The following is a 20868-nucleotide window of genomic DNA, read 5'->3' as shown; positions in this document are numbered from 1 at the left end:
GGCCGCCCGCAGCCGGAGCGCTTTCCATCGCCAGCCTGATTCGTGCCCTGGAATGGTCCGCGCGCCAGGGGGGGCCGCTGCTCGCCCTGGCCATCTTCGCGGGCCTCTTCCTGCCGCCGCTCGCCAGCGCCGCGCGGCCGCTGCTCACCCCCTCGGTCGTGGTGCTGATGACGCTGGTGCTGCTGCGGGTCGATCCGGCGCAGGTGCTGGCCTATCTGCGCCGCCCGCTGCTGGTCGCCGCCCTGCTGGCCTGGCTGCTCCTGGCCTGCCCGCTGGTCACCTACGCGGTGGTGCGGACGGCCGGGCTGGAGGCGGGATTCGGCGCCGGCATGGTGGTGATGGCGACCGGCTGCGCCGCGACCTCCTCCCCCGCCTTCGCCCGCCTGGTCGGGCTGGATGGCGAGATCGCGCTGGTGGTGGCCCTGCTCTCCACCCTGCTGCTGCCCTTCACCGCGCCGCCGCTGGCGCTCGGCCTGCTCGGCATCGACCTGGCGCTGACGGTCGGCGGGCTGACGGCCCGCCTGCTGCTGGTGGTGGGGCTGCCGCTGCTGGTCTCGCTCGCCATCCGCGCCCTGGCCGGGCCGGCGCGGCTGGCCCGCTGGGGCCGGGCGGTGGATGGCGCCTCGGTGCTGCTGGTGGTGGTCTACGGCTTCGGGGTGATGGACGGCATGCTGGGACGGATGCTGCAGGCGCCGGCGATGATGCTGGGCGGGCTGCTGCTGGCCTTCGCCACCTGCTTCGGACTGAACGCCCTGACCGCCCTGGCCTTCCGCCCGGCCGGATGGCGGCTCGGCCTGTCGGCCGGGCTGCTCTCCGGCAACCGCAACATGGCGCTCTACCTCGCGGTGCTGCCGGCGACGGCGGATGCGCGCATCCTGATCTTCTGCGCGCTCTGCCAGTTCCCGCTCTTCCTCAGCCCCTTCCTGCTGCGCCCGGTCTATCGCCGGCTGGCGCCGGAGAGCCCGGCGCGGCCGGCCTAGGCCGGGTCGGCCGGCGCCTGCCGCATCGGCCGGGCGCCCAGGATATGGGCGATGGCATAGGTCAGGTCGGCGCGGTTCAGGGTGTAGAAGTGGAACTCGTCCACCCCGTTGGCCTGCAGCAGCCGCACCTGCTCGGCGGCGAGGGCGGCCGCCACCATGCGGCGGGTCTCGGGATCATCGTCCAGCCCCTCGAACAGGCGGCCCATCCAGGCCGGCACGCTGGCGCCGCACATGGCCGAGAACTTGGCCACCTGGGTGAAGTTGGAGACCGGCAGGATGCCCGGCACGATCGGCACGGTGATGCCGGCGGCATGCGCCCGGTCGAGGAAGCGCAGATAGACCTCGGTGTCGAAGAAGTACTGGGTGATGGCGCGGGTCGCCCCGGCATCGATCTTGCGCTTGAGGTTGTCGAGGTCCTCCTGCGCCGACCGGGCGGAGGGATGCGTCTCGGGATAGGCGGCGACCGAGATCTCGAAATCGCCCGCGCGCCGCAGCCCGGCCACCAGGTCGGCGGCATAGGCATAGCCCTGCGGGTGCGGCACATAGCTCTCCTGCCCGGCCGGCGCGTCGCCGCGCAGGGCGACGATATGGCGCACGCCCGCCGCCCAGTAGCGGTGCGCCACCTCGTCCACCTCGGCCCGGCTGGCACCGACGCAGGTCAGGTGCGCCGCGGGGGTCAGCGAGGTCTCCCGCACGAGCCGCGCCACCATGGCATGGGTGCGCTCCTGCGTGGTGCCGCCCGCGCCGTAGGTGACGGAGACGAAGCGCGGCGCCAGCGGCTCGAGCCGCCGCACGCAGGCCCAGAGCTGCTGCTCCAGGCTCTCGGTGCGCGGCGGGAAGAACTCGAAGGAGAGCGCCGGCGGCGGCAGCTCGGTCGGCAGGGGCAGGCCGGCGACCCGGGGTCCCGTCAGCCAGCGTTGCAGGGTCCCGGGACTCGCGCCGGCGGAGAGATCCGCGGCGGCAGGGGCAACATTGGCGTGGTCGGGGAGATGGCTCATGCCTCCTCTCTACCGCAGACCCGGGAGAAATTGAACGTCCAGGGAAAATGGAACATCCGGGAGAAATTGCGTCCCCGCGGCCGGGAGAATGCTATCCCTCGTCGTCGCGGAACGTTGTTCACTGAGACTTGGCCATAGCCTGTTCCATACATCCATCCGCGGATGTATGTACCCGTAGCCAGCGCCGTGCCGCGCGCCGTCAGGAACCCTGCCCACCATGCCCGTCCGCCGCCCGCTTCTCCTGCTGCTCGGCCTGCTCGCCCTGTCCGCCTGCGCCACGCGGCCGCCGGCCAGCGATCCCGAGGCGCTGGCGGAGTTCGAGCAGAACAACGACCCGCTGGAGCCCTTCAACCGCGGCATGTACGCGGTGCACGAGGGCATCGATACCGTCGTGCTGGAGCCCGCGGCGCGGGTCTACCGCTTCGTCCTGCCGCAGCCGGTGCGGGGCGGCGTGCGCAATGTGCTGACCAACCTGCGCAGCCCGGTGATCTTCATGAACGACGTGCTGCAGGGCAGCGTGGAGCGCAGCGCCACCACCCTGGCCCGCTTCCTGATGAACAGCAGCTTCGGCATCGGCGGGTTGTTCGACGTGGCGAAGGAGGTCGGCCTGCCCGGCCATGGCGAGGATTTCGGTCAGACCCTCGCCGTCTGGGGCCTGGGCGAAGGCCCCTATCTGTTCATCCCCGTGCTCGGCCCCAGCAACCCGCGCGACCTTGTGGGGTTTGGAGTCGACATCGCCGCCAACCCGATCACCTGGGTGGTGGCCAATGGGGACAACACGGCGGAGACACTGGGTTGGGTGCAGACCGGGCTGACCATCCTGGATACGCGTGAGGGGCTGCTGGACACCATCGCGGACGTCAGGGCGACCAGTCTCGACCCCTACAGCACCATCCGCAGCGCCTACCGCCAGGGCCGCAATTACGAGATCCGCAACGGAGGCGGCACCGCGCCGGAGGCCCGGGCCACCGGCTTCGGCATCGGCGGGCCGCTGGACACGCGCCCCTCCCTCGCTCCGCTCGGCAAGGAATGAGATCGAACCGGATGAACCGCCGCCTTCTCCTGGCCAGCGCGCTGGCCCTTCCCTTCACCGCGCAGTTCCTGGCCGCCGGCGCCGCCCGCGCGCAGGTCGATATCGGCCGCGCCGGCAGCTTCATCGAGACCACCGGCCGGGATCTCGTGAGCGCGATCAACGCGCAGCAGGACATCGCCACGCGGCGCCAGCAGGTGGCCGCGATCCTGCGCCGCGCCGTGGATGTCGAGGGCGTGGGCCGCTTCGTGCTCGGCCGGTGGTGGCGCGTGGCCACGCCTGCCGAGCAGCAGGAATACATGCGGCTCTTCGAGGAGACCCTGATCCGCAACCTCTCGGCGCGCTTCGGCGAGTATCAGGGGGTGCGCTTCAGCCTGGGCCGCAGCCAGCAGCGCACGGAGGATGACGCGCTGGTGAACACCGTCATCGAGCTACCCAACAGCGCCCCCTTCAGCCTCGACTGGCGGGTCAGCGAGGTCGGCGGCCAGCCGCGCGTGGTGGACGTGATCGCCGAGGGCACCTCGCTCCGCCTGACCCAGCGCAGCGAGTACTCGGCGGTGATCAGCCGCAATGGCGGGCAGGTCTCCGCCCTGCTCGACGCCATGCGGCGGCAGATCGCCGCCCTGGCGGCGCGCGAAGGGCGCTGAGCCTCAGCGCCGCCGGCGCTCCGCCACCGCATAGACCAGCCGGCCTTCCGGGCTGCTGAAGGCGCGGCAGGTCGTGAGCTGGGCCGGCGGCAGCACCGCGAAAGCCGCCAGCAGGTCCTGCGTTGTGCGCCACGTCGGGCGCCAGTGCAGGAAGGCCTCCATCCAGGCCGCTTCCGGCGCCGGGCCGGCGGGACTGCCGATCAGCAGCATCCCGCCGGGCTTGAGCGCCGCGAAGGCGGCATCGGCCAGGTTCCGCAGCCCGTTGGCATCCAGCGCATCCGGCAGCAGGGGCAGCAGGATGAGGTCGAAGCAGCCACGCATGTAGGGCCGGCGCACGAAGCCGCCGAGGCTGCAGCGCAGGCTCCGCACCGGCAGACCAGACGGCAGGCTGTCCCGCATCCGCGTCAGGACGTCTTGCTCCGTGGCCTGCGCCACCCAGCGGCCGATGGCGCCGCGCTGCCGCACCAGGGCGGCCTCGCGCAGATGGCCCGCGCCGAGCGTGAGGATCTCCGCCCCCGGCTGCCGCTCCAGCACCCCCTCGACCACGCTGGCCAGGAAGGCGGCCTGGCCCCTCAACCCGGCGGGCAGGCCGATCTGCGAGGAGACCGCGAAAAGATCCCGCCCGGCCCGCGAGGCCTGCTCCAGCATCCGCGGCCCTTCGCCCAGGCCCAGCAGCAGGTCGCGCAGGAGAGGATGGCCGGCCGTGTCGCCAGGATGCTCCAGCGCCAGCCGGGCCAGCGGGTCCTCCATCACCAGGCGGCGCACGGGATGCTCCCGCAGGCTGTGCCGAAGCATCGCCCATTTCTCGGGATCGGTCCCCTCGCGCAGCGCTCCGCAGAACTGGACCAGGCGCACCAGGGCGGCAGGCGCCCAGCCGGGATGCCAGGCCGCGTCCACCACCGCATTCAGCGTCGGCACCAAACAGGCCATGTCCGCCAGGGACGGGCAGGTCCCGCAGATCGTGGAGGTGGTGTCCGGCATGAAGGTCCTTTGTCCTGTCCTTCCAGATTAAGAGACACAAGTCCTCCTCGCATCCTCAGAATGAAGGAGGTGCCCAGGAGGCCGGCAGAGCCCCGGCCGGTGGCGGGAGCATCTGCCTTCATCCTGGGCAATCCGCCCTTCCGACCGTGGTGCCGATCGCCGGCGCGCCGGTGGGCGCCTCCCTGGTGCGGCGCTTGCATGGGGGGCGGCGGATGGCAGGAGGAGGACGGGCTTGCGGCCGGATGTGGAGCTGATCGGCGTCACCAAGCGTTATGGCGCCACCGTCGCGGTGGACGGCCTCTCCCTCCTGATCCCCGGCGGCAGCTACTGCTGCCTGCTCGGCCCCTCCGGCTGCGGCAAGACCAGCACCCTGCGGATGATCGCCGGCCATGAGAGCATCAGCGCGGGAGACATCCTCCTGGCCGGGCGCAACGTCACGGACCTGAAGCCGGCCGAGCGCGGCACGGCGATGATGTTCCAGAGCTACGCCCTGTTCCCGCACCTCTCGGCGCTTGAGAACATCGCCTTCGGGCCGCGCATGCGCGGGGTGGGCAAGGCGGAGCGCCTGACGCGGGCGCGGGAGTTCCTCCGCCTGGTGCAGCTCGAGACGATGGCGGACCGTCTGCCCGCGCAGCTCTCCGGCGGCCAGCAGCAGCGCGTCGCCCTGGCCCGCGCCCTGATCACCCGCCCCAAGGTGCTGCTGCTCGACGAACCGCTCTCCGCCCTCGACCCCTTCCTGCGCGGCCAGATGCGCGAGGAGCTGAAGCGGCTGCAGCGCGAGCTCGGCATCACCTTCATCCATGTCACGCACGGGCAGGAGGAGGCCATGGCGCTCTCCGACCTCGCCGTGGTGATGGATCATGGCCGCATTGCCCAGGCCGCGCCGCCGCGCGAGATCTTCGAGCGCCCGGCCAGCGCCTTCGTCGCCCGCTTCATCGGCGGCCACAACGTGCTGGAGTTGCCGCAGGGCCGCTTCGCCATCCGCACGGACCGCACGCGCCTCGCCCCGGCCGCCGCCGGGCCTGACCTCGCGGGGCCTGACCGCGCCGGGCCCAACCTCGCCGGACAGGTCACCGCCGTCGAGTACCAGGGCAGCGCGGTGCGCGTCGTGCTCCGCGCGGCGGACGGGCAGACGGCCGAGGCGCTGCTGCCCGATGCCAGCTTCCACGCCGCCCCGGTCGCGCCCGGGGAGGCCGCCACCCTCGGCTGGTCTGCGCAGGACGCGCATGCCCTGCCCCCCGCCTGACAGGAGCGCCTGACGATGCACGAGACGAAGACCGCCCTCACCCGCCGCGGCGCCCTGGCGCTGGCCGGCGCCGCGCTGGGCAGCGGCGCCATCACCGGATTCCCGACGATCTGGGCGCAGAACATCAAGGATGTGACGCTGCGCCAGATCGGCACCGGCGTGTCCGGGCTGAACCCGATCGCCGAGCAGGTGAAGAAGGATCTCGGCTTCACCCTGCAGCTCACCGTGACCGACACGGATGCCGTGGCGCAGCGCGCCGCCACCCAGGCGCGCAGCTTCGACATCGCCGACATCGAGTACTTCTCGATCAAGAAGGTCTATCCGACCGGCGCGGTGCAGCCGATCGACACGACGCGGATCAAGCTGATCGACAAGCTCGTGCCGATCTTCACCACGGGGAAGCTGACGCCGGACAGCCAGATGGGCCAGGGCACCTCGCCCTTCTCCGTCGGCTTCGTGGACAGCAGGGATGCCAAGAGCTTCGCCGGCAAGCGCACCGAGCTGATGACGCTGCTGCCCACCATCTACAACGCCGACACGCTCGGCATCCGCCCCGATCTGGTCGGCCGGCCGATCAGCCACTGGAAGGACCTGATGGACCCGGCCTTCAAGGGCCGCGCCTCGATCCTCAACATCCCTGGCATCGGCATCATGGACGCCGCCATGGTGGCCGAGAGCGCCGGCGTCGTGAAATACGGCGACAAGGGCAACATGACGCGCGAGGAGATCGACAGGACCATCGCCTTCCTGATCGAGGCCAAGCGCGCCGGGCAGTTCCGCGCCTTCTGGAAGACCTTCGACGAGAGCGTCAACCTGATGGCCTCGGGCGAGGTGGTCATCCAGTCCATGTGGTCGCCCGCCGTCGCCGCGGTCCGCTCGCGCGGCATCCCCTGCACCTACCAGCCGCTGGCGGAGGGCTACCGCGCCTGGGGCTCGGGCCTCGGCGTCATGCGCCACGTCTCGGGGCTGCAGCTCGACGCCGCCTATGAATACCTCAACTGGTATCTCTCCGGCTGGGCCGGCGCCTTCCTCAACCGCCAGGGCTACTATTCGGCGGTGCTGGAGACGGCGAAGCAGAACATGAGCGAGAATGAGTGGGGCTACTGGATGGAGGGCAAGCCCGCCACCGCCCCGATCCTCTCGCCCGATGGCCGCGAGATGGAGAAGGCGGGCGCGGTGCGCGACGGCGGCGCCTTCGCCGAGCGCATGGGCCGGGTGGTCTGCTGGAACTCGGTGATGGATCAGGACCGCTACATGGTCCAGAAGTGGAACGAGTTCATCGCCGCCTGAGGCTTCCCGCGCGGCCTGTCCCGCGCGACACCATCCCGGGGGGCCGCGCGCCCTCCCGGGCTTCCGGCCCGGAGTGATGCCCTTCATGTCCCGATGGATGCCCTGGCTGCAGGCCGCGCCGCTGGCTCTGGTGCTGGCCGTGTTCCTCGTCGTGCCGATGGCGATGCTGGTGGTCGTCAGCTTCTACGATTACGACAGCTTCAGCCTGATCCCCGACTTCGTGCTGACCAACTACCGGGAGGTGTTCTCCTCCTGGGTCACGTGGCAGACCTATCTCAAGACCCTCTGGTTCGCCGGCCTGACCTGGGCGATCACGCTGCTGCTCGGCTTCTGGCTGGCCTATTTCCTGGCCTTCGTGGTGCGGGACCCGACCTGGCGCATGCTGCTCTTCGTGCTGACCACGGTGCCGTTCTGGACCTCCAACCTGATCCGCATGATCGCCTGGATCCCCTTCCTCGGGCGCAACGGCATCCTGAACAACACGCTGATCGGGCTCGGCGCCATCGACCGGCCGCTGGAGTTCCTGCTGTTCTCCGACTTCGCCGTCATCCTCGCCTTCGTGCATCTCTACACGCTGTTCATGGTGGTGCCGGTCTTCAACACCATGATGCGCATCGACCACCGGCTGCTGGAGGCGGCGCGCGATGCGGGAGCCGGCTTCTGGCAGACGCTCTGGTGCGTCATCCTGCCGCTCTGCAAGCCGGGCATCGGCATCGGCTCGATCTTCGTCGTCGTGCTGGTGATGGGCGACTTCGCCACGGTGCGGCTGATGAGCGGCGGGCAGAGCGCCTCGGTCGGGCTGATGATCTCGAACCAGATCGGGCTGATGCAGTATCCCGCCGCCGCGGCCAATGCGGTGGTGCTGCTGGCCATGGTGCTGCTGCTGGTCGCCGCCATGCTGCGCGCCATCGATATCCGCAAGGAGCTCTGAGATGCCCGGCCGTGCCGCGCGCCTGCTGCTTGGCGCGCTCTTCGCCGCCTTCCTGCTGTTCCTCTACGGCCCGACCATCACCATCGCCATCCTCTCCTTCCAGGGGCCGGATGGCGGGCTGACCTTCCCGATGAACGGTGTCAGCACGGTCTGGTTCACGCGGCTGTTCCAGCCCCAGGCGGTGGGTGACCTCGGCGCCGCCATGCGCCGCACCCTGGCCCTGGCGGCGATGGTCACGGCCTGCACGGTGGTCGTCTCGCTCGCCGCCGGCATGGCCTTCCGCCGCCGCTTCGCCGGCAGCGGCGCGTTGTTCTACCTGACGCTGGCCAGCCTGATCGTGCCCTCGATCCTGGTCTCCCTCGGCATCGGGCTGCTGTTCACGCTGATGGAATGGGAGCCGGCCTGGTATTCCTCGGCCTTCGGCGCGCAGCTCACCTGGACGCTGCCCTTCGGCCTGCTGATCATCTTCGCCGTGTTCAACCGCTTCGACCGCAGCTGGGAGGAGGCGGCGCGCGACCTCGGCGCCACGCCGTGGCAGGGCTTCCGGCACGTCGTGCTGCCGATCATCGCGCCCGGCGTGGTCGGCATCGCCCTGTTCGGCTTCACCCTGTCCTTCGACGAATTCGCCCGCACCCTGCTCACGGCCGGCAGCGGCAACACCCTGCCGCTGGAGATCCTGGGCATGACCACAACAGTGACGACGCCGGTGCTCTACGCGCTCGGCACCGTCTCCACCGCCCTGTCCTTCCTGGTGATCGGCGGCGCCCTGCTCGGGGTGCGGCTGCTGCGCCGGCGGCGCGGCGCCTGAGGCTTCAGGCCCCGCGCAGGATGTCGGCCGCGCGGTGCCCCTCCTCCACCCCGTCGATCAGGAAGACCTCTCCCTTCGCATGGCGCTGGCGGAAGGGCAGGATGGCCCGGTAGGCTGGCGAGGCGTACCAGGCGCGGGCCGCCGCCCGGTCGGGAAAGGCGATGACGATCAGGTCGCGGTCGCACTGCCCTTCCAGCGCCTCCCGCGGCCCGCCATGGATCAGGAAGCGGCCGCCGAAGGGCGCCAGCGTGGCGTCGATCCCTTCGAGGTAGGCCACGATCTCCGGGCCCATCTCCACCGCGTGCAGCAGACCGACGGCATGGCAGGTCATGGCCCGATCCTCCGCGCGCATCAGGCCGCCACCGCCGGGGCGCGCCCGGCCGTGGCCTCCAGCCAGGCCATGATGCCGACGAAGCCGGCCTGGCCCAGCAGGAAGGCCCAGCCCGCCGCGTTGGGGGAGACCAGCCCCAGCAACGGCAGCAGCAGGCTCGCCGCCACCCAGAGCAGGTTGCCGGCCACCACCAGGCGCAGCCCCCAGCGCGGCACGCCGGGCCCGCGCGCCAGCCAGGCCATGAAGGCCGCCACGGGCAGCAGCGCCAGCCCCGCCCCGCTCAGCAGCGCCGGCGGCAATGCCATCCAGCCGCCCAGCGCGGAGGGGGCCGCCAGCAGCACGGCGCCCATGCCGGCGCAGCTCAGCGCATCGAGCCCCAGCAGGGCGCGGAGGGAGGGAATAGGCGTGGTCATGGCAAGCTCCTCGGTCGCTCGCGGCGCCACGGGATGCGGTGCCGGCGGGCCGATGCTGAGCCGGGAGGCGGGAGCGGCGCGATAACCTCGGAGGTCATTGTCGGGCGGCGGGAGGGCTGGCTAGGTTCGGCGCATGATGAGCGCGGAGCGTCCCACCGCCGGCGCGCTGCTGCGCCACTGGCGGCAGCAGCGGCGGCTGAGCCAGATGGCGCTGGCGCTGGAGGCCGAGATCTCGCAGCGGCACCTGAGCTACCTGGAAGCCGGCCGCGCCATGCCCAGCCGCGCGATGGTGCTGCACCTGACGGAGCAGCTCCGCGTGCCGCTGCGCGAGCGCAACGCCATCCTGGCCGCGGCGGGCTTCGCGCCGGCCTATGGCGAGCGGCCGTTGCAGGCGCCGGAGCTGGCGGCGGCGCGGCAGGCCGTGGAGCGCATCCTGCACGGCCACATGCCGCATCCGGCGCTGGCGGTGGACCGGCACTGGACCCTGCTCTCGGCCAATGCCGCCGTGTTCCGGCTGCTGGGCGGCCTGTCCGGCCCTCTGATGCAGCCGCCGGTGAACGTGCTGCGCCTCAGCCTGCACCCGGAAGGGCTGGCGCCGCGCATCCTGAACTTCGCCGAGTGGCGCGCGCACCTGCTGGCGCGGCTGGCGCACGAGGTGCAGGCCTCATCGGACGCCGTGCTGCTGCGGCTGCTGGAGGAGCTGAAGGGTTATCCACCGCCGCCGCAGGCGAGAGGCGCCCGGGCGGCGCCGGTGGAGGAGGGCGGCATCGCCGTGCCGCTGCGGCTGGCAGGCGTGGCCGGGCCGCTCAGCTTCCTCAGCACCACGACCGTGTTCGGCACGGCGGTGGATGTGACGCTGTCGGAAGTGACGATCGAGGCCTTCTTCCCGGCCGACGACGCCACCGCCACCGCGATGGCCCGGCTGGCCGCCGCCGGCTGAGGCGCCGGCTCAGAACACCAGGCGCAACCGGGCGAGGCCCAGGAGCGGGCGGCGCTCCTCCCCCGCGGGCGGCTCTGCCCCCGCCGAGATCAGCCCGTCGAGCGACAGCCGGGCGCCGCCGATCTCGGCCAGGCCGAGGCCGGCACCGAGCACGTATTGCGGCCGGGCGTCGAAGACCGGCCGGACCAGGCCGGAGAGCGGCAGGGTGCTGGCCAGGGAGAGGCGGCGGCCGGCGGCGGGACCGGCCAGCGTCGCCACCACGAAGGATTCCCGCCGGGCATAGGGCATGGCGCCTCCGAAAGCGGCGCGCAGCGTGAAGCCGGCCTCGGCTGGAGACAGCGGCTCCACCGACTGGGCGCGAAGGGGCGGGCTGGCGCCCAGCGCCAGGAGGCCGACGAAAAGACCGGTCAGGATGCTGCGGAACGACGACATCAGGCCCCCTCAGGCGCTGGTCCGTTTGCTCCCCGGCCTCCTTATCTTTTGTGCGACGCAGCGACACAAGTGAAAATAAGGCGGGACCGCCTTATTTCATCCAGGCGAAACCTTACATCTCGATCATAATCAATTGAAAAAACTCGATAATCTCGATGGAGAGAATTGTGGCGGGATTGTGTTCATCGTGGGCTGTGACCGCGTCGCCACAATCCTCCCCTTCTCCTCAGCCCCCCTGCTGCGCCAGGGGCGGCGGGGCGCGCAGGCTCTCGAACACCATCATCGGATGGCCCTGGTGCATGAAGCGGCCGCAGGCCCGCAGGCCAAGATCCCCCAGCACCCCGCGGGAGGCCAGGTTGCTCTCCCGCGCCACCGCGATGATGCGCGGCAGCCCGGCGCGATGACCGAAGTCCAGCGCCGCACGGGCCGCCTCCCGCGCATAGCCACGCCCGCGCGACCAGGGCCAGAGGGCGAAGCGCAGCGCCACCCCCCGCCCGTCCGGCCGCTCCATCAGGCCGACGATGCCCAGGAAGGCCTCGTCCTCGCCACGATGCACCGCCCAGGTGCCGTAGCCCCGGACCGACCAGAACTCGATGTCATCGCGCAACTCCTCCGCTGCCCGCTCGGGCGTGCGGAGGCCGTGCAGCATCAGGCCGAAGGCCGCCTCGTCCCCCTTCAGGGCGACAAGATCGGCCAGATGCCGCGGCTCGACGGGGCGCAGCACCAGGCGGGCGGTGCGCACCGTGTGCGGGGATTCCACCCGCGCCGGCATGTCCACCGGCTTACCGGGTGAGCGGCCGGTACTTGATCCGGTGCGGCTGATCGGCCGCCGCGCCAAGACGCCGACGTCGGTCGGCCTCGTAGGCCTGGTAGTTGCCCTCGAACCATTCGACGTGGCTGTCGCCCTCGAAGGACATGATGTGCGTGGCCAGCCGGTCAAGGAACCAGCGGTCGTGGCTGATGATCACGGCGCAGCCGGCGAAGTCCTGCAAGGCCTCCTCCAGCGCGCGGAGCGTGTCCACGTCGAGGTCGTTGGTCGGCTCGTCGAGCAGGATGACGTTGTGCGGCTCCTTCAGCATCTTCGCCAGATGCACCCGGTTCCGCTCGCCGCCCGAGAGCACGCCCACCGGCTTCTGCTGGTCGGAGCCCTTGAAGTTGAAGGCGGCGGCATAGGCGCGCGAGGGCACGCTGCGCTTGCCCATGGTGATCAGGTCCTGCCCGTCGGAGATCTCCTGCCAGACGGTCCGCTTGTCATCCAGCGTGTCGCGCGACTGGTCGACATAGCCGAGGGAGACGGTCTCGCCGATCCGCAGCGTGCCGCCATCCGGCTTCTCCTTGCCGGTGATCATCTTGAACAGGGTGGACTTGCCGGCGCCGTTCGGGCCGATGACGCCGACGATGCCGCCGGGCGGCAGCTTGAAGGACAGGCCGTCGATCAGCAGGTTGTTGCCGAAGCCCTTGCGCAGATCCTCGGCCTCGATGACCGTGTTGCCCAGCCGCGGGGCGGGCGGGATCTGGATCTCGGTGGGGTCGGGCGCGCGCTCCTGGCTCTTGGCCAGCAGCTCCTCATAGGCCTGGATGCGCGCCTTGCTCTTGGCCTGGCGGGCGGCGGGGCTGCGGCCGATCCACTCCTGCTCCTCGGCGAGCTGGCGCTGGCGGGTGCTCTCCTCCTTCTCCTCCTGCTGCAGCCGCTTGCGCTTGGCGGCGAGATAGGCGGAGTAGTTGCCCTCATACGGGATGCCGCGGCCGCGATCGACCTCGAGGATCCAGTTGGTGACGTTGTCGAGGAAGTAGCGGTCGTGGGTGACGATCAGCACCGCGCCCTGGTACTCGCGCAGCGTCTTCTCCAGCCAGGACACGCTCTCGGCGTCGAGGTGGTTGGTCGGCTCGTCGAGCAGCAGGAGGTCGGGCTTCTCCAGCAGCAGCTTGCAGAGCGCGACGCGGCGCCGCTCGCCGCCCGAGAGGTTGGTCACCGGGCTGTCGGCGGGCGGGCAGCGCAGCGCGTCGAGGGCGATGTCGATGGTGCGGTCCAGATCCCAGCCATTGGCGGCGTCGATCCGCTCCTGCAGCTCGGCCTGCTCGGCGAGGAGGGTGTTCATCTCCTCCTCGCTCATCTCCTCGGCGAACTTCATCGAGATCTCGTTGAAGCGCTCCAGATCCGCCGCCAGCGAGCCGAAGGCGTCGCGGACGTTCTCGCCCACCGTCTTGTCCGGGTCGAGATGCGGCTCCTGCGGCAGGTAGCCGACCTTGACGCCCTCGGCCGCCCAGGCCTCGCCGCCGAACTCGCGGTCCATGCCCGCCATGATCCGCATCAGCGTGGACTTGCCGGCGCCGTTCGGGCCGAGCACGCCGATCTTGGCGGTGGGCAGGAAGGAGAGGGTAATGCCTTTGAAGATCTCGCGCCCGCCCGGGTAGGACTTGGTGAGATCCTTCATCACGTAGACGTACTGGTGAGCGGCCATGGTCGGACATATCCCGGGGCAGAGGTTCGGCCCCGGTTCTAGCCAGCATGGCGCCGCGCGCCAAGCGTAAGGGTTTCCCCGCGCCCTTCCCTGCCCCCTCCCCTGCCCCCTCCCCTGCGCCCGGCAGGACTCGAACCCGCAACCAAGCCGTTATGAGCGGCCCGCTCTGACCATTGAGCTACGGGCGCGCCGGGAAGGCGGGGGCGGCGAATCGCGCCCCTTCCGGCCAAGAGCTAGACCGGCGGCGCTCAGGCGGCAAGGAAGCCGCGAATGGCCTCTCCCGCCTGGGCGATGTTGGCCACGCCCTCCAGATGCCCGAGCCCGCCCGAAAGCTCGGCCTCCTGCACCGCCTGGCCGGCGGCGCGCAGCCCGGCCACCAGCTCGCGGCTGTATTCGAGGGGGAAGACCCGGTCGCCCCGGCTGGGCACGACCAGCCAGCGCGCCCGGCTGCGCGCCAGAGCCTCCGCCGTGCTGCCGTACTCGCTCAGGAAGAGCTGGTTGGCGCGCACCAGGTAGAGGAAGGAATTGGCGTCCGAGAGCCGCGCCCGCGCCGCCGCCGCGCCCTCCAGCCAGGTCTCGATGGCGTAGCGGTCCTGGATGCGCCGCGCCGGGTCCTGCCCCTCGGCGGGGCGGCGGCCGAACTGCGCCGCCGCCCAGCCGCGGTCGCGCGAATGCAGCGTCACGAGCTTCAGCGCCTCGGTCAGGCCGCGGATCGGCGGGTCGCGCCCCTGGGTGTAGTAGTCGCCGCCCCGCCAGTTCGGATCGGTGCGGATCGGCGCCGCCCAGAGGTCGAGCCAGCCCAGCATCCAGGCATCCATCTCCCCGGTGCCGATCACCGGCATGGCGCGCTCGACCATCTCGGGATAGGCCGCCGCCCATTCGATGACCTGCAGCGACCCCATGCTCGGCCCGGCGACCAGGGCCAGCCGCCTCACGCCCAGATGCTCCAGCAGCCGCTTCTGCACCTCGACGAAGTCGCGGATCGAGACCACTGGGAAGCTCATGCCCCAGGGCCGGCCGGTCGAGGGGTTCACCGAGGCGGGGCCGGTGGTCACGGTGTAGCGGTCGGGGGCGTTGAGGTTCACCAGGCTGTCCGCGGCGACGACGAAGTAGCGGTCGGTGTCGATCGGGCGGCCGGGGCCGATGACGGCGTCCCACCAGCCGAGCGGCCCGTCCGGGTCGTTACGGCCGAAGGCCTGGCCGTTGCCGCTGAAGAAATGCGTGATCAGCACGGCGTTGTCGCCGGCGGCGTTGAGCCTGCCGGCGGTCTGGTAGCCGGTGCGGATGGCCGGCAGGGTGGCGCCACCGCGCGTCGTGTAGCCCTGGACGGTGAAGTCGCGGCGCGGCACCGGTGGCGCGGCCTCCTGCGCCCCGGCGCTCCGCCCCGGCCCGGCAGCGGCCAGGGCGAGACCCACGGGAAGACCCAGGGGAAGACCCAGGCTGGTGGCCAGCAGGCGGCGGCGGGTGGTCATGCTCGTATCCTCCGGCCGCCATGCTGCGCGACCGGCCGGGCGCCCGGCAAGGGCCCAGACGCCCAGGCATCCCAACCCGGCCTCCCGCATGGACGCCGCCGCCGCCCCCTGCTAACAGCCGTGGCTCCGACGCCAGATGATGGATGGCCCCTTATGGACGTGACCAAGCTCTCCACCGGCAAGAACCCGCCGCACGACATCAACGTCGTGATCGAGATCCCGCAGGGCAGCTCGGTGAAGTACGAGGTGGACAAGGAGAGCGGCGCCGTCATCGTCGATCGCTTCCTGTTCACCCCGATGGCCTATCCGGCCGCCTATGGCTTCGTCCCCGGCACCCTGGCCGATGACGGCGACCCGTCCGACGCCCTGGTCCTGGTGCCCGCCCAGGTGGTGCCCGGCGCGGTGATCCGCGCCCGGCCGATCGGCGTGCTGTTCATGGAGGATGAGAGCGGCCAGGACGAGAAGCTCATCTGCGTGCCGCACGACAAGATCTCCCTCGTCTTCACCGAGGTGAAGGAGATGGACGACCTACCGAAGATCACCCGCGACATGATCGAGCACTTCTTCACCCGCTATAAGGACCTGGAGCCCGGCAAGTGGGTGAAGGTGAAGGGCTGGGGCGACGCCGCCCAGGCGGCCGAGATCCTGACCCGCCAGATCGCCGCGGCGAAGTAACGGGCCCCGGCCGGGCGGGGGGATGACGGCGGTGCCTCTCCCCACCGGCCAGGGGGCGGGGCCGGGTCAGGCCAGCAGCCGCTCCGGCACCTTCAGGCCGAGGCGCAGCGGCACCGGCCAGACCTCCCGCACCGTCCGCAGCCGCGTGAAGCCCGCCGCCAGGTAGTTCGGCAGGGCGCGGGCATGGTCGGCGGTGCAGGTGTTGACCGTGACCAGCGCGCCGCCCTCGGCCCAGGCGGCATCCACCGCCGCGCGCAGGAAGACCTTGCCGAGCCCGCGGCCCACCGCATGCGGCAGCAGCCCGAAATAGGCGATGTTGGTCTGGCCTGCGGCGGCGCGGTGCTCCAGCTCGAAGAAGCCCGCCGGCTCGCCGCCCTCGTAGAGCACATGGATGGAGACGCCCGGATCGGCCAGGATGGCGGCGATCTCGGCGTCGCTGGCGGCCCGGCGCAGCCACCAGACGTAATCCTGCCCCACGGTGTTGTAGAGGTAGCGGTAGAAGGCCACGCTGCACCGCGCCAGGCGCTCCAGCCGCAGCCCGGCCGGCAGGGCGGGCGCCGCTTCCCGGGGCGGGGCGGCCATGCGCAGGAAGGTGACATCCACCACCACCCGCTGCGCCGGCTCGACCAGGGACAGGGCCATCCTCAGCTGTCCAGGAAGGAGCGCAGCTTCCGGCTGCGGCTCGGGTGCTTGAGCTTGCGCAGCGCCTTGGCCTCGATCTGGCGGATGCGCTCGCGCGTCACGTTGAACTGCTGCCCGACCTCCTCCAGCGTGTGGTCGGTGTTCATGCCGATGCCGAAGCGCATCCGCAGCACGCGCTCCTCACGCGGCGTCAGGCTCGACAGGACGCGGGTGGTGGCCTCGCGCAGGTTCGACTGGATGGCGGCATCGAGCGGGATGATGGCCGCCTTGTCCTCGATGAAGTCGCCGAGGTGGCTGTCCTCCTCGTCGCCGATCGGCGTCTCGAGGCTGATCGGCTCCTTGGCGATCTTGAGGACCTTGCGGACCTTCTCCAGCGGCATGCCGAGCTTCTCGGCCAGCTCTTCCGGCTGCGGCTCGCGGCCGATCTCGTGCAGCATCTGGCGGCTGGTCCGCACCAGCTTGTTGATCGTCTCGATCATGTGGACCGGGATGCGGATGGTGCGCGCCTGGTCGGCGATGGAGCGGGTGATCGCCTGGCGGATCCACCAGGTGGCGTAGGTCGAGAACTTGTAGCCGCGGCGGTATTCGAACTTGTCCACCGCCTTCATCAGGCCGATGTTGCCCTCCTGGATCAGGTCCAGGAACTGCAGGCCGCGATTGGTGTACTTCTTGGCGATGGAGATCACGAGGCGCAGGTTGGCCTCGATCATCTCCTTCTTCGCCTGGGTCATGTCGCGCTCGCCGCGGCTGACCGTGGCATAGACCCGCTTGAACTCGCCGACCGGCAGGCCGGTCAGCGCCGCGGTCTGGCCGATCTGGCCGCGGATCCGCTCCGCCTCGGCGCGCGAGCGCTCGACGAAGTTCTTCCAGGATTTCTGCGGCAGGGCCGCGATGCGCTCGAACCAGGCTGGGTCGATCTCCGCGCCGCGCCAGTGGTCCAGGAAGTCGTCCCGCTTGACCTTGCTGGCCTCGGCCAGGCGCAGCACCTGCCCCTCCAGCCCGGTGATGCGGCGGTTCAGCCCCTTGAGCTGGTCCACCAGCTCCTCGATCCGGTTGTTGTGCAGCTGCACCCGCTGCACCAGCGCGACCAGCTCCTGGCGCTGCCGCTCATAGGTCTTCTCGGTGCGGGCGGCGAACTCCTCGCCGGCCGTATAGGCCTCCATCCGCTTCGACTGCAGCTTCTGCAGCTTGGTGTAGAGGTCCTCGATGGCCTCGAAGGTCGCCAGCGCCTCGGGCTTCAGCTTCTCTTCCAGAGCGGAGAGGGAGAGGCCCATGCCCTCGCCTTCCTCGCCCTCCTCGAACTCCTCCGCCTCGGCGGCGGGCGGCACGTCGGGGCTGTCGGCGGCGTTGGTCGCCTCGAGGTCGATCACGTCGCGCAGCAGCATGCGGCCGTCCTTGACCGCCTCGTGCCAGGTGAGGATGGCCTGGAAGGTGAGCGGGCTCTCGCAGAGCCCGCCGATCATCGCGTCCCGCCCCGCCTCGATGCGCTTGGCGATGGCGATCTCGCCCTCGCGGGAGAGCAGCTCGACACTGCCCATCTCGCGCAGGTACATGCGGACGGGGTCGTCGGTCCGGCCGAGGCTCTCCTCGTTGACGTTGCCGGAGCTGTCCTCCTCCTCCTCTTCCTCCTCGCCCTCCGCCTTGGCGGCGGGCTTGGCGGCGGCGGTCTCGGTGTCCTCGGGCTCCTCGGCCTCCACCACATTGACGCCGAGATCGCTCAGCATCGCCATGGTGTCCTCGATGAATTCGGAGGAGACCTGGCTGTCCGGCAGCGCCTGGTTGAACTCGTCATAGGTGACGTAGCCGCGCTCCTTGCCGCGCACGACCAGCTTCTTGACCGCCGCCGCGACCGTGTCGAGGAGCGCCCCCTCGACGGCCTCATCGCGGTTCTCGACCGTGTCGGTGCTGTTCGCGACCTTGCTCGCCATGCCGATCCGCTCCGTCTGACGCTGTCCGGCAGCCCGCGAGGACAACCGGAACTCTCGTCTGGGTCCCAGGGCCCCGCCGTGGCGGGGGCCGAATACCGCGCCGGGTTGCACCCCCGATCGCCGCCTCCATCCGGGGCCATAACGCCCCCGCACCCCGCAGCACAAGAGCACCCCGGAGATTGCCACGCCCCCGTTCAGCCGCCCTCGCCGGCGGTCTCGTCCTCCATCTCGCCGCGCCGCTGCGCCGCCAGCAATTCGTTCAGACGGATCAGGCGCCGTTGCGCCGCCGCATCGCCCGAGGCGGCGAAGTCGCGGGCCGCCTCCTGCCGCTCCTGCAGCAGCGCGGCCTCGCCCCGGAAGCGGCCGAAGAAGTGCCACCAGGCCTCGGCCACCGCCTTGGGCAGGGCATCGGCCGCGGCGGCGGCCGGCATGCCGTCGAAGCGCCGCACCCAGTCGAGCCCCTCCGGCTCGGCCTGCCGCAGGTGCCCGGCCAGGGCCTCGGGGTCCGGCGCCTCCGCCCCGCCATGCCAGGCGAGAAGGACGCCGCGCAGCCGGTCCGGCAGGCCGGAGGGCAGGTCGAGCTGCCCCAGCGCCTCCTCCACCTCGGCCAGCAGCCAGGGATGGGCCACGACCAGCGCCAGCAGGCAGCGCGCCTGCTCCAGCCGCACCCGGGCGGGGTCGATGTCCGGGCGGGGCAGGTTGAGCGGCGGCGAGGCGCCCCAGCCCTGGCGCCCGCCCGCCCGCCCCATCTCCCGACCGGCCGCGCGGGAGACGGGCCGGGCGGGCGCGGCGCGGCGGCCCTCCTCGAAGAAGCGGTCGAGCAGCTGCCGGCGGTACTCGGCGCCGAGGATCTTGTCCGGGATGCTCCCGGCGGCGGCGACCAGCCGGTGCCGCAGAGCCGCCCGCGCCTCGGGCGAGGCGCCGGGGGATTGCGCCGCCAGCATGTCGTAGAGCACCGAGGAGAGCGGCCGTGCCGCGTCCAGCACGGCCTGGAAGGCGCGCGCGCCCCCCTTCCCCACCAGCGTGTCCGGATCCTCCCCCGCCGGCAGGGTGACGAAGCCCAGCCGGCGCTCGGGGCTGTCGAGCATCGGCAGGGCCAGTTCGATGGCGGTGCGGGCGGCGGCCCGGGCGCCGGCGGCGTCGCCGTCGAAGCAGAGCACGGGCTGCGGCGTCAGGCGCCACAGCGTGGTGAGCTGTTCCTCCGTGAGCGCCGTGCCGAGCGGGGCGACGGCGCCGCCGAAGCCCGCCTGGTGCAGGGCGATGACATCCATGTAGCCCTCCACCACCACCACCGGCGCGCCGCGGAAGGCGGCGTCGCGCGCCAGGTCGATGCCGTAGAGGTTGCGCCGCTTGGAGAACAGCCCGGTCTCCGGCCCGTTGACGTATTTCGGCTGCCCGTCGCCCAGCAGGCGGCCGCCGAAGGAGACGATGCGGCCGCGCCGGTCGCGGATCGGGAACATCACCCGGTTGAAGAACAGGTCGGTGGGCGCCGCCTCGTCCTCGCCGGCCCGCATCAGCCCGGCCTCGACGAGCTGGCGCGGCTCGATGCCCTGCGGCTTCAGGTCCGCCGCCAGGGCGCCGCGCCCGCCGCCGGACCAGCCGAGGCCGAACCGGCGGATGGTCTCCTCGGTCAGCCCCCGGCGCCGCAGGTAGTCGAGCCCGGCGCGGCCCTCCGGCAGGCGCAGCCGGCGCTGGAAGGCCTCCGCGGCGGCCTCCATGACGGCATGCAGGTCGCGCTGCCGCGCCTCCCGCCGGGCCTGTTGCGGGGTCGCCTTCGGCACCTCCATCCCGGCCTCGGAGGCCAGCCGCTCCGCCGCCTCGGGAAAGCTCGCGCCCTGGCTCTGCATGACATAGGCGATGGCATCGCCATGCGCGCCGCAGCCGAAGCAGTGGTAGTGGTCGTCATAGACGTAGAAGGAGGGGGTCTTCTCGCCGTGGAAGGGGCAGCAGCCGCGCCAGTTCCGCCCGGCCCGGGTCAGTCGGACATTGCGACCGATCAGCCCCGGGAGCGGCGTGCGGAGGCGGAGCTCCTCCAGGAAATCGGGCGGAAGCGACATGGCGGTCCACCCTTAATGGGTTCACCGCCCCGATGCACGGCCTCAGCCGCCCAGCGCCGCCTTCACCATCGGCCCCGCCTTGGCCATGTCCATCGTCGCGGCGTGCCGCGCCTTCAGCGCCGCCATCACCTTGCCCATGTCCTTCACCGAGGCGGCGCCGGTCTCGGCCACGGCGGCGGCCACCGCCTCGCGCATCGCCGCCTCGTCCATCTGCTGCGGCAGGAAGCCCTCGATCACCGCGATCTCGGCCGCCTCCTTCTCCGCCAGCTCGGGACGGTTGCCCTGGCGGTACATCGCCTCGCTCTCGCGCCGGCTCTTCACCATGCCGCGCAGCATGGCGACGATCTGCTCCTCCGGCACCTGCTCCACCCCGGCCGGACGCGCGGCGATGTCGGTGTCCTTCAGCTTCGCCAGGATCATGCGGATGGCGGAGGTCCGCGCCGCGTCCTTGGCCAGCATGGCGGCCTTCAGGCTCTCGGTGAAGCGCGCGCGCAGGCTCATCGGTCTTCTCCTTCTCGCGGCCGGCTCGCCGGGAGGTGAGGCCGGCCGGCCCTGATGCGGGGCTATAAAGCCCGCCCGCCCCGGCAGGACAATGGTGAAGGGCG

The 20868-nt window shown here is 71.4% G+C and carries 21 protein-coding genes and 1 tRNA gene; 9 read left to right on the top strand and 13 right to left on the bottom strand.

The window, feature by feature from the left end; genetic code table 11:
* Nucleotides 1–167: 167 nt before the first annotated feature.
* A complete protein-coding gene (locus tag ACVMLK_RS06410) occupies nucleotides 168–980 on the top strand; it encodes a hypothetical protein (RefSeq protein ID WP_232477033.1) in 813 nt (270 codons plus the stop codon).
* On the opposite strand, the gene metF is transcribed toward ACVMLK_RS06410, so the two are convergent.
* On the bottom strand, nucleotides 977–1978 hold the full coding sequence (gene metF, locus ACVMLK_RS06405; RefSeq protein ID WP_457485916.1) for a methylenetetrahydrofolate reductase: 1002 nt from the start codon (nucleotides 1976–1978) through the stop codon (nucleotides 977–979). The two genes, ACVMLK_RS06410 and metF, sit on opposite strands and share 4 nt — an antisense overlap.
* A gap of 217 nt (nucleotides 1979–2195) precedes the next feature.
* Between metF and ACVMLK_RS06400 the strand changes: the two genes are divergently transcribed.
* Together ACVMLK_RS06400 and ACVMLK_RS06395 are read left to right on the top strand one after the other, a co-directional pair.
* The gene (locus ACVMLK_RS06400) at nucleotides 2196–3011 is read left to right on the top strand and encodes an MlaA family lipoprotein (RefSeq protein ID WP_457485915.1); all 816 of its coding nucleotides are present in this window, start codon (nucleotides 2196–2198) and stop codon (nucleotides 3009–3011) included.
* Nucleotides 3012–3022: 11 nt separating this feature from the next.
* Nucleotides 3023–3655 carry an MlaC/ttg2D family ABC transporter substrate-binding protein gene (locus tag ACVMLK_RS06395; RefSeq protein WP_457485914.1) on the top strand — a complete coding sequence of 211 codons (633 nt, stop codon included), beginning with the start codon at nucleotides 3023–3025 and terminating at the stop codon, nucleotides 3653–3655.
* 3 nt (nucleotides 3656–3658) lie between these two features.
* Here ACVMLK_RS06395 and ACVMLK_RS06390 read toward each other — a convergent pair whose 3' ends face one another.
* Complete coding sequence (locus ACVMLK_RS06390) at nucleotides 3659–4636, bottom strand: hypothetical protein (RefSeq protein WP_457485913.1); 978 nt, start codon at nucleotides 4634–4636, stop codon at nucleotides 3659–3661.
* Nucleotides 4637–4868: 232 nt separating this feature from the next.
* On the opposite strand from ACVMLK_RS06390, the gene ACVMLK_RS06385 reads away from it, so the two are divergent.
* From ACVMLK_RS06385 to ACVMLK_RS06370, 4 genes are all read left to right on the top strand, one after another.
* On the top strand, nucleotides 4869–5882 hold the full coding sequence (locus ACVMLK_RS06385; protein WP_457485912.1) for an ABC transporter ATP-binding protein: 1014 nt from the start codon (nucleotides 4869–4871) through the stop codon (nucleotides 5880–5882).
* A gap of 15 nt (nucleotides 5883–5897) precedes the next feature.
* Nucleotides 5898–7172: an ABC transporter substrate-binding protein gene (locus ACVMLK_RS06380; protein WP_422921611.1), complete on the top strand. Its 1275-nt coding sequence runs from the start codon at nucleotides 5898–5900 to the stop codon at nucleotides 7170–7172.
* Between the two features lie 85 nt (nucleotides 7173–7257).
* Nucleotides 7258–8103: an ABC transporter permease gene (locus tag ACVMLK_RS06375; protein ID WP_198366084.1), complete on the top strand. Its 846-nt coding sequence runs from the start codon at nucleotides 7258–7260 to the stop codon at nucleotides 8101–8103.
* A gap of 1 nt (nucleotide 8104) precedes the next feature.
* Nucleotides 8105–8911 (top strand): ABC transporter permease, encoded by an 807-nt coding sequence (locus ACVMLK_RS06370; protein WP_198366083.1) that lies wholly within the window; start codon nucleotides 8105–8107, stop codon nucleotides 8909–8911.
* 4 nt (nucleotides 8912–8915) lie between these two features.
* On the opposite strand, the gene ACVMLK_RS06365 is transcribed toward ACVMLK_RS06370, so the two are convergent.
* The gene (locus ACVMLK_RS06365) at nucleotides 8916–9242 is read right to left on the bottom strand and encodes a DUF1330 domain-containing protein (protein ID WP_198366082.1); all 327 of its coding nucleotides are present in this window, start codon (nucleotides 9240–9242) and stop codon (nucleotides 8916–8918) included.
* Between the two features lie 20 nt (nucleotides 9243–9262).
* Nucleotides 9263–9655 (bottom strand): hypothetical protein, encoded by a 393-nt coding sequence (locus ACVMLK_RS06360; protein ID WP_422921612.1) that lies wholly within the window; start codon nucleotides 9653–9655, stop codon nucleotides 9263–9265.
* Between the two features lie 133 nt (nucleotides 9656–9788).
* On the opposite strand from ACVMLK_RS06360, the gene ACVMLK_RS06355 reads away from it, so the two are divergent.
* On the top strand, nucleotides 9789–10595 hold the full coding sequence (locus ACVMLK_RS06355; protein WP_457485911.1) for a helix-turn-helix domain-containing protein: 807 nt from the start codon (nucleotides 9789–9791) through the stop codon (nucleotides 10593–10595).
* Between the two features lie 9 nt (nucleotides 10596–10604).
* On the opposite strand, the gene ACVMLK_RS06350 is transcribed toward ACVMLK_RS06355, so the two are convergent.
* From ACVMLK_RS06350 to ACVMLK_RS06330, 5 genes are all read right to left on the bottom strand, one after another.
* Nucleotides 10605–11027 (bottom strand): hypothetical protein, encoded by a 423-nt coding sequence (locus ACVMLK_RS06350; protein WP_198366080.1) that lies wholly within the window; start codon nucleotides 11025–11027, stop codon nucleotides 10605–10607.
* Between the two features lie 226 nt (nucleotides 11028–11253).
* Nucleotides 11254–11799, bottom strand: coding sequence for a GNAT family N-acetyltransferase (locus tag ACVMLK_RS06345; protein WP_232477030.1), 546 nt, complete (start codon nucleotides 11797–11799; stop codon nucleotides 11254–11256).
* Nucleotides 11800–11809: 10 nt separating this feature from the next.
* Nucleotides 11810–13489, bottom strand: coding sequence for an energy-dependent translational throttle protein EttA (gene ettA, locus ACVMLK_RS06340; protein ID WP_198366078.1), 1680 nt, complete (start codon nucleotides 13487–13489; stop codon nucleotides 11810–11812).
* Nucleotides 13490–13604: 115 nt separating this feature from the next.
* Nucleotides 13605–13677, bottom strand: a tRNA-Ile gene (locus ACVMLK_RS06335).
* A 60-nt stretch (nucleotides 13678–13737) separates the two neighbouring features.
* Nucleotides 13738–14961, bottom strand: coding sequence for an E22 family MetX-like putative esterase (locus tag ACVMLK_RS06330; RefSeq protein ID WP_422921615.1), 1224 nt, complete (start codon nucleotides 14959–14961; stop codon nucleotides 13738–13740).
* Nucleotides 14962–15114: 153 nt separating this feature from the next.
* Between ACVMLK_RS06330 and ppa the strand changes: the two genes are divergently transcribed.
* The gene (ppa, locus tag ACVMLK_RS06325; RefSeq protein ID WP_422921616.1) at nucleotides 15115–15636 is read left to right on the top strand and encodes an inorganic diphosphatase; all 522 of its coding nucleotides are present in this window, start codon (nucleotides 15115–15117) and stop codon (nucleotides 15634–15636) included.
* A 66-nt stretch (nucleotides 15637–15702) separates the two neighbouring features.
* Here the strand turns inward: ppa and ACVMLK_RS06320 are convergent, their stop codons facing one another.
* The 4 genes from ACVMLK_RS06320 to ACVMLK_RS06305 all read right to left on the bottom strand — a co-directional run bounded on the left by ACVMLK_RS06320 (nucleotide 15703) and on the right by ACVMLK_RS06305 (nucleotide 20764).
* Nucleotides 15703–16278 (bottom strand): N-acetyltransferase family protein, encoded by a 576-nt coding sequence (locus tag ACVMLK_RS06320; protein WP_457485910.1) that lies wholly within the window; start codon nucleotides 16276–16278, stop codon nucleotides 15703–15705.
* Nucleotides 16279–16280: 2 nt separating this feature from the next.
* Nucleotides 16281–18206: an RNA polymerase sigma factor RpoD gene (rpoD, locus tag ACVMLK_RS06315; RefSeq protein WP_457485909.1), complete on the bottom strand. Its 1926-nt coding sequence runs from the start codon at nucleotides 18204–18206 to the stop codon at nucleotides 16281–16283.
* Between the two features lie 194 nt (nucleotides 18207–18400).
* Nucleotides 18401–20263 (bottom strand): DNA primase, encoded by a 1863-nt coding sequence (dnaG, locus tag ACVMLK_RS06310; protein ID WP_457485908.1) that lies wholly within the window; start codon nucleotides 20261–20263, stop codon nucleotides 18401–18403.
* Nucleotides 20264–20305: 42 nt separating this feature from the next.
* Nucleotides 20306–20764, bottom strand: a complete 459-nt coding sequence (locus tag ACVMLK_RS06305) for a GatB/YqeY domain-containing protein (RefSeq protein ID WP_457485907.1) — start codon at nucleotides 20762–20764, stop codon at nucleotides 20306–20308.
* Nucleotides 20765–20868: the final 104 nt, after the last annotated feature.

The sequence above is a fragment of the Teichococcus aerofrigidensis genome, from assembly GCF_054073225.1.
The sequence above is the reverse complement of the archived record's forward strand: the minus strand, read 5'-3'. Positions and strand labels throughout refer to the sequence as shown.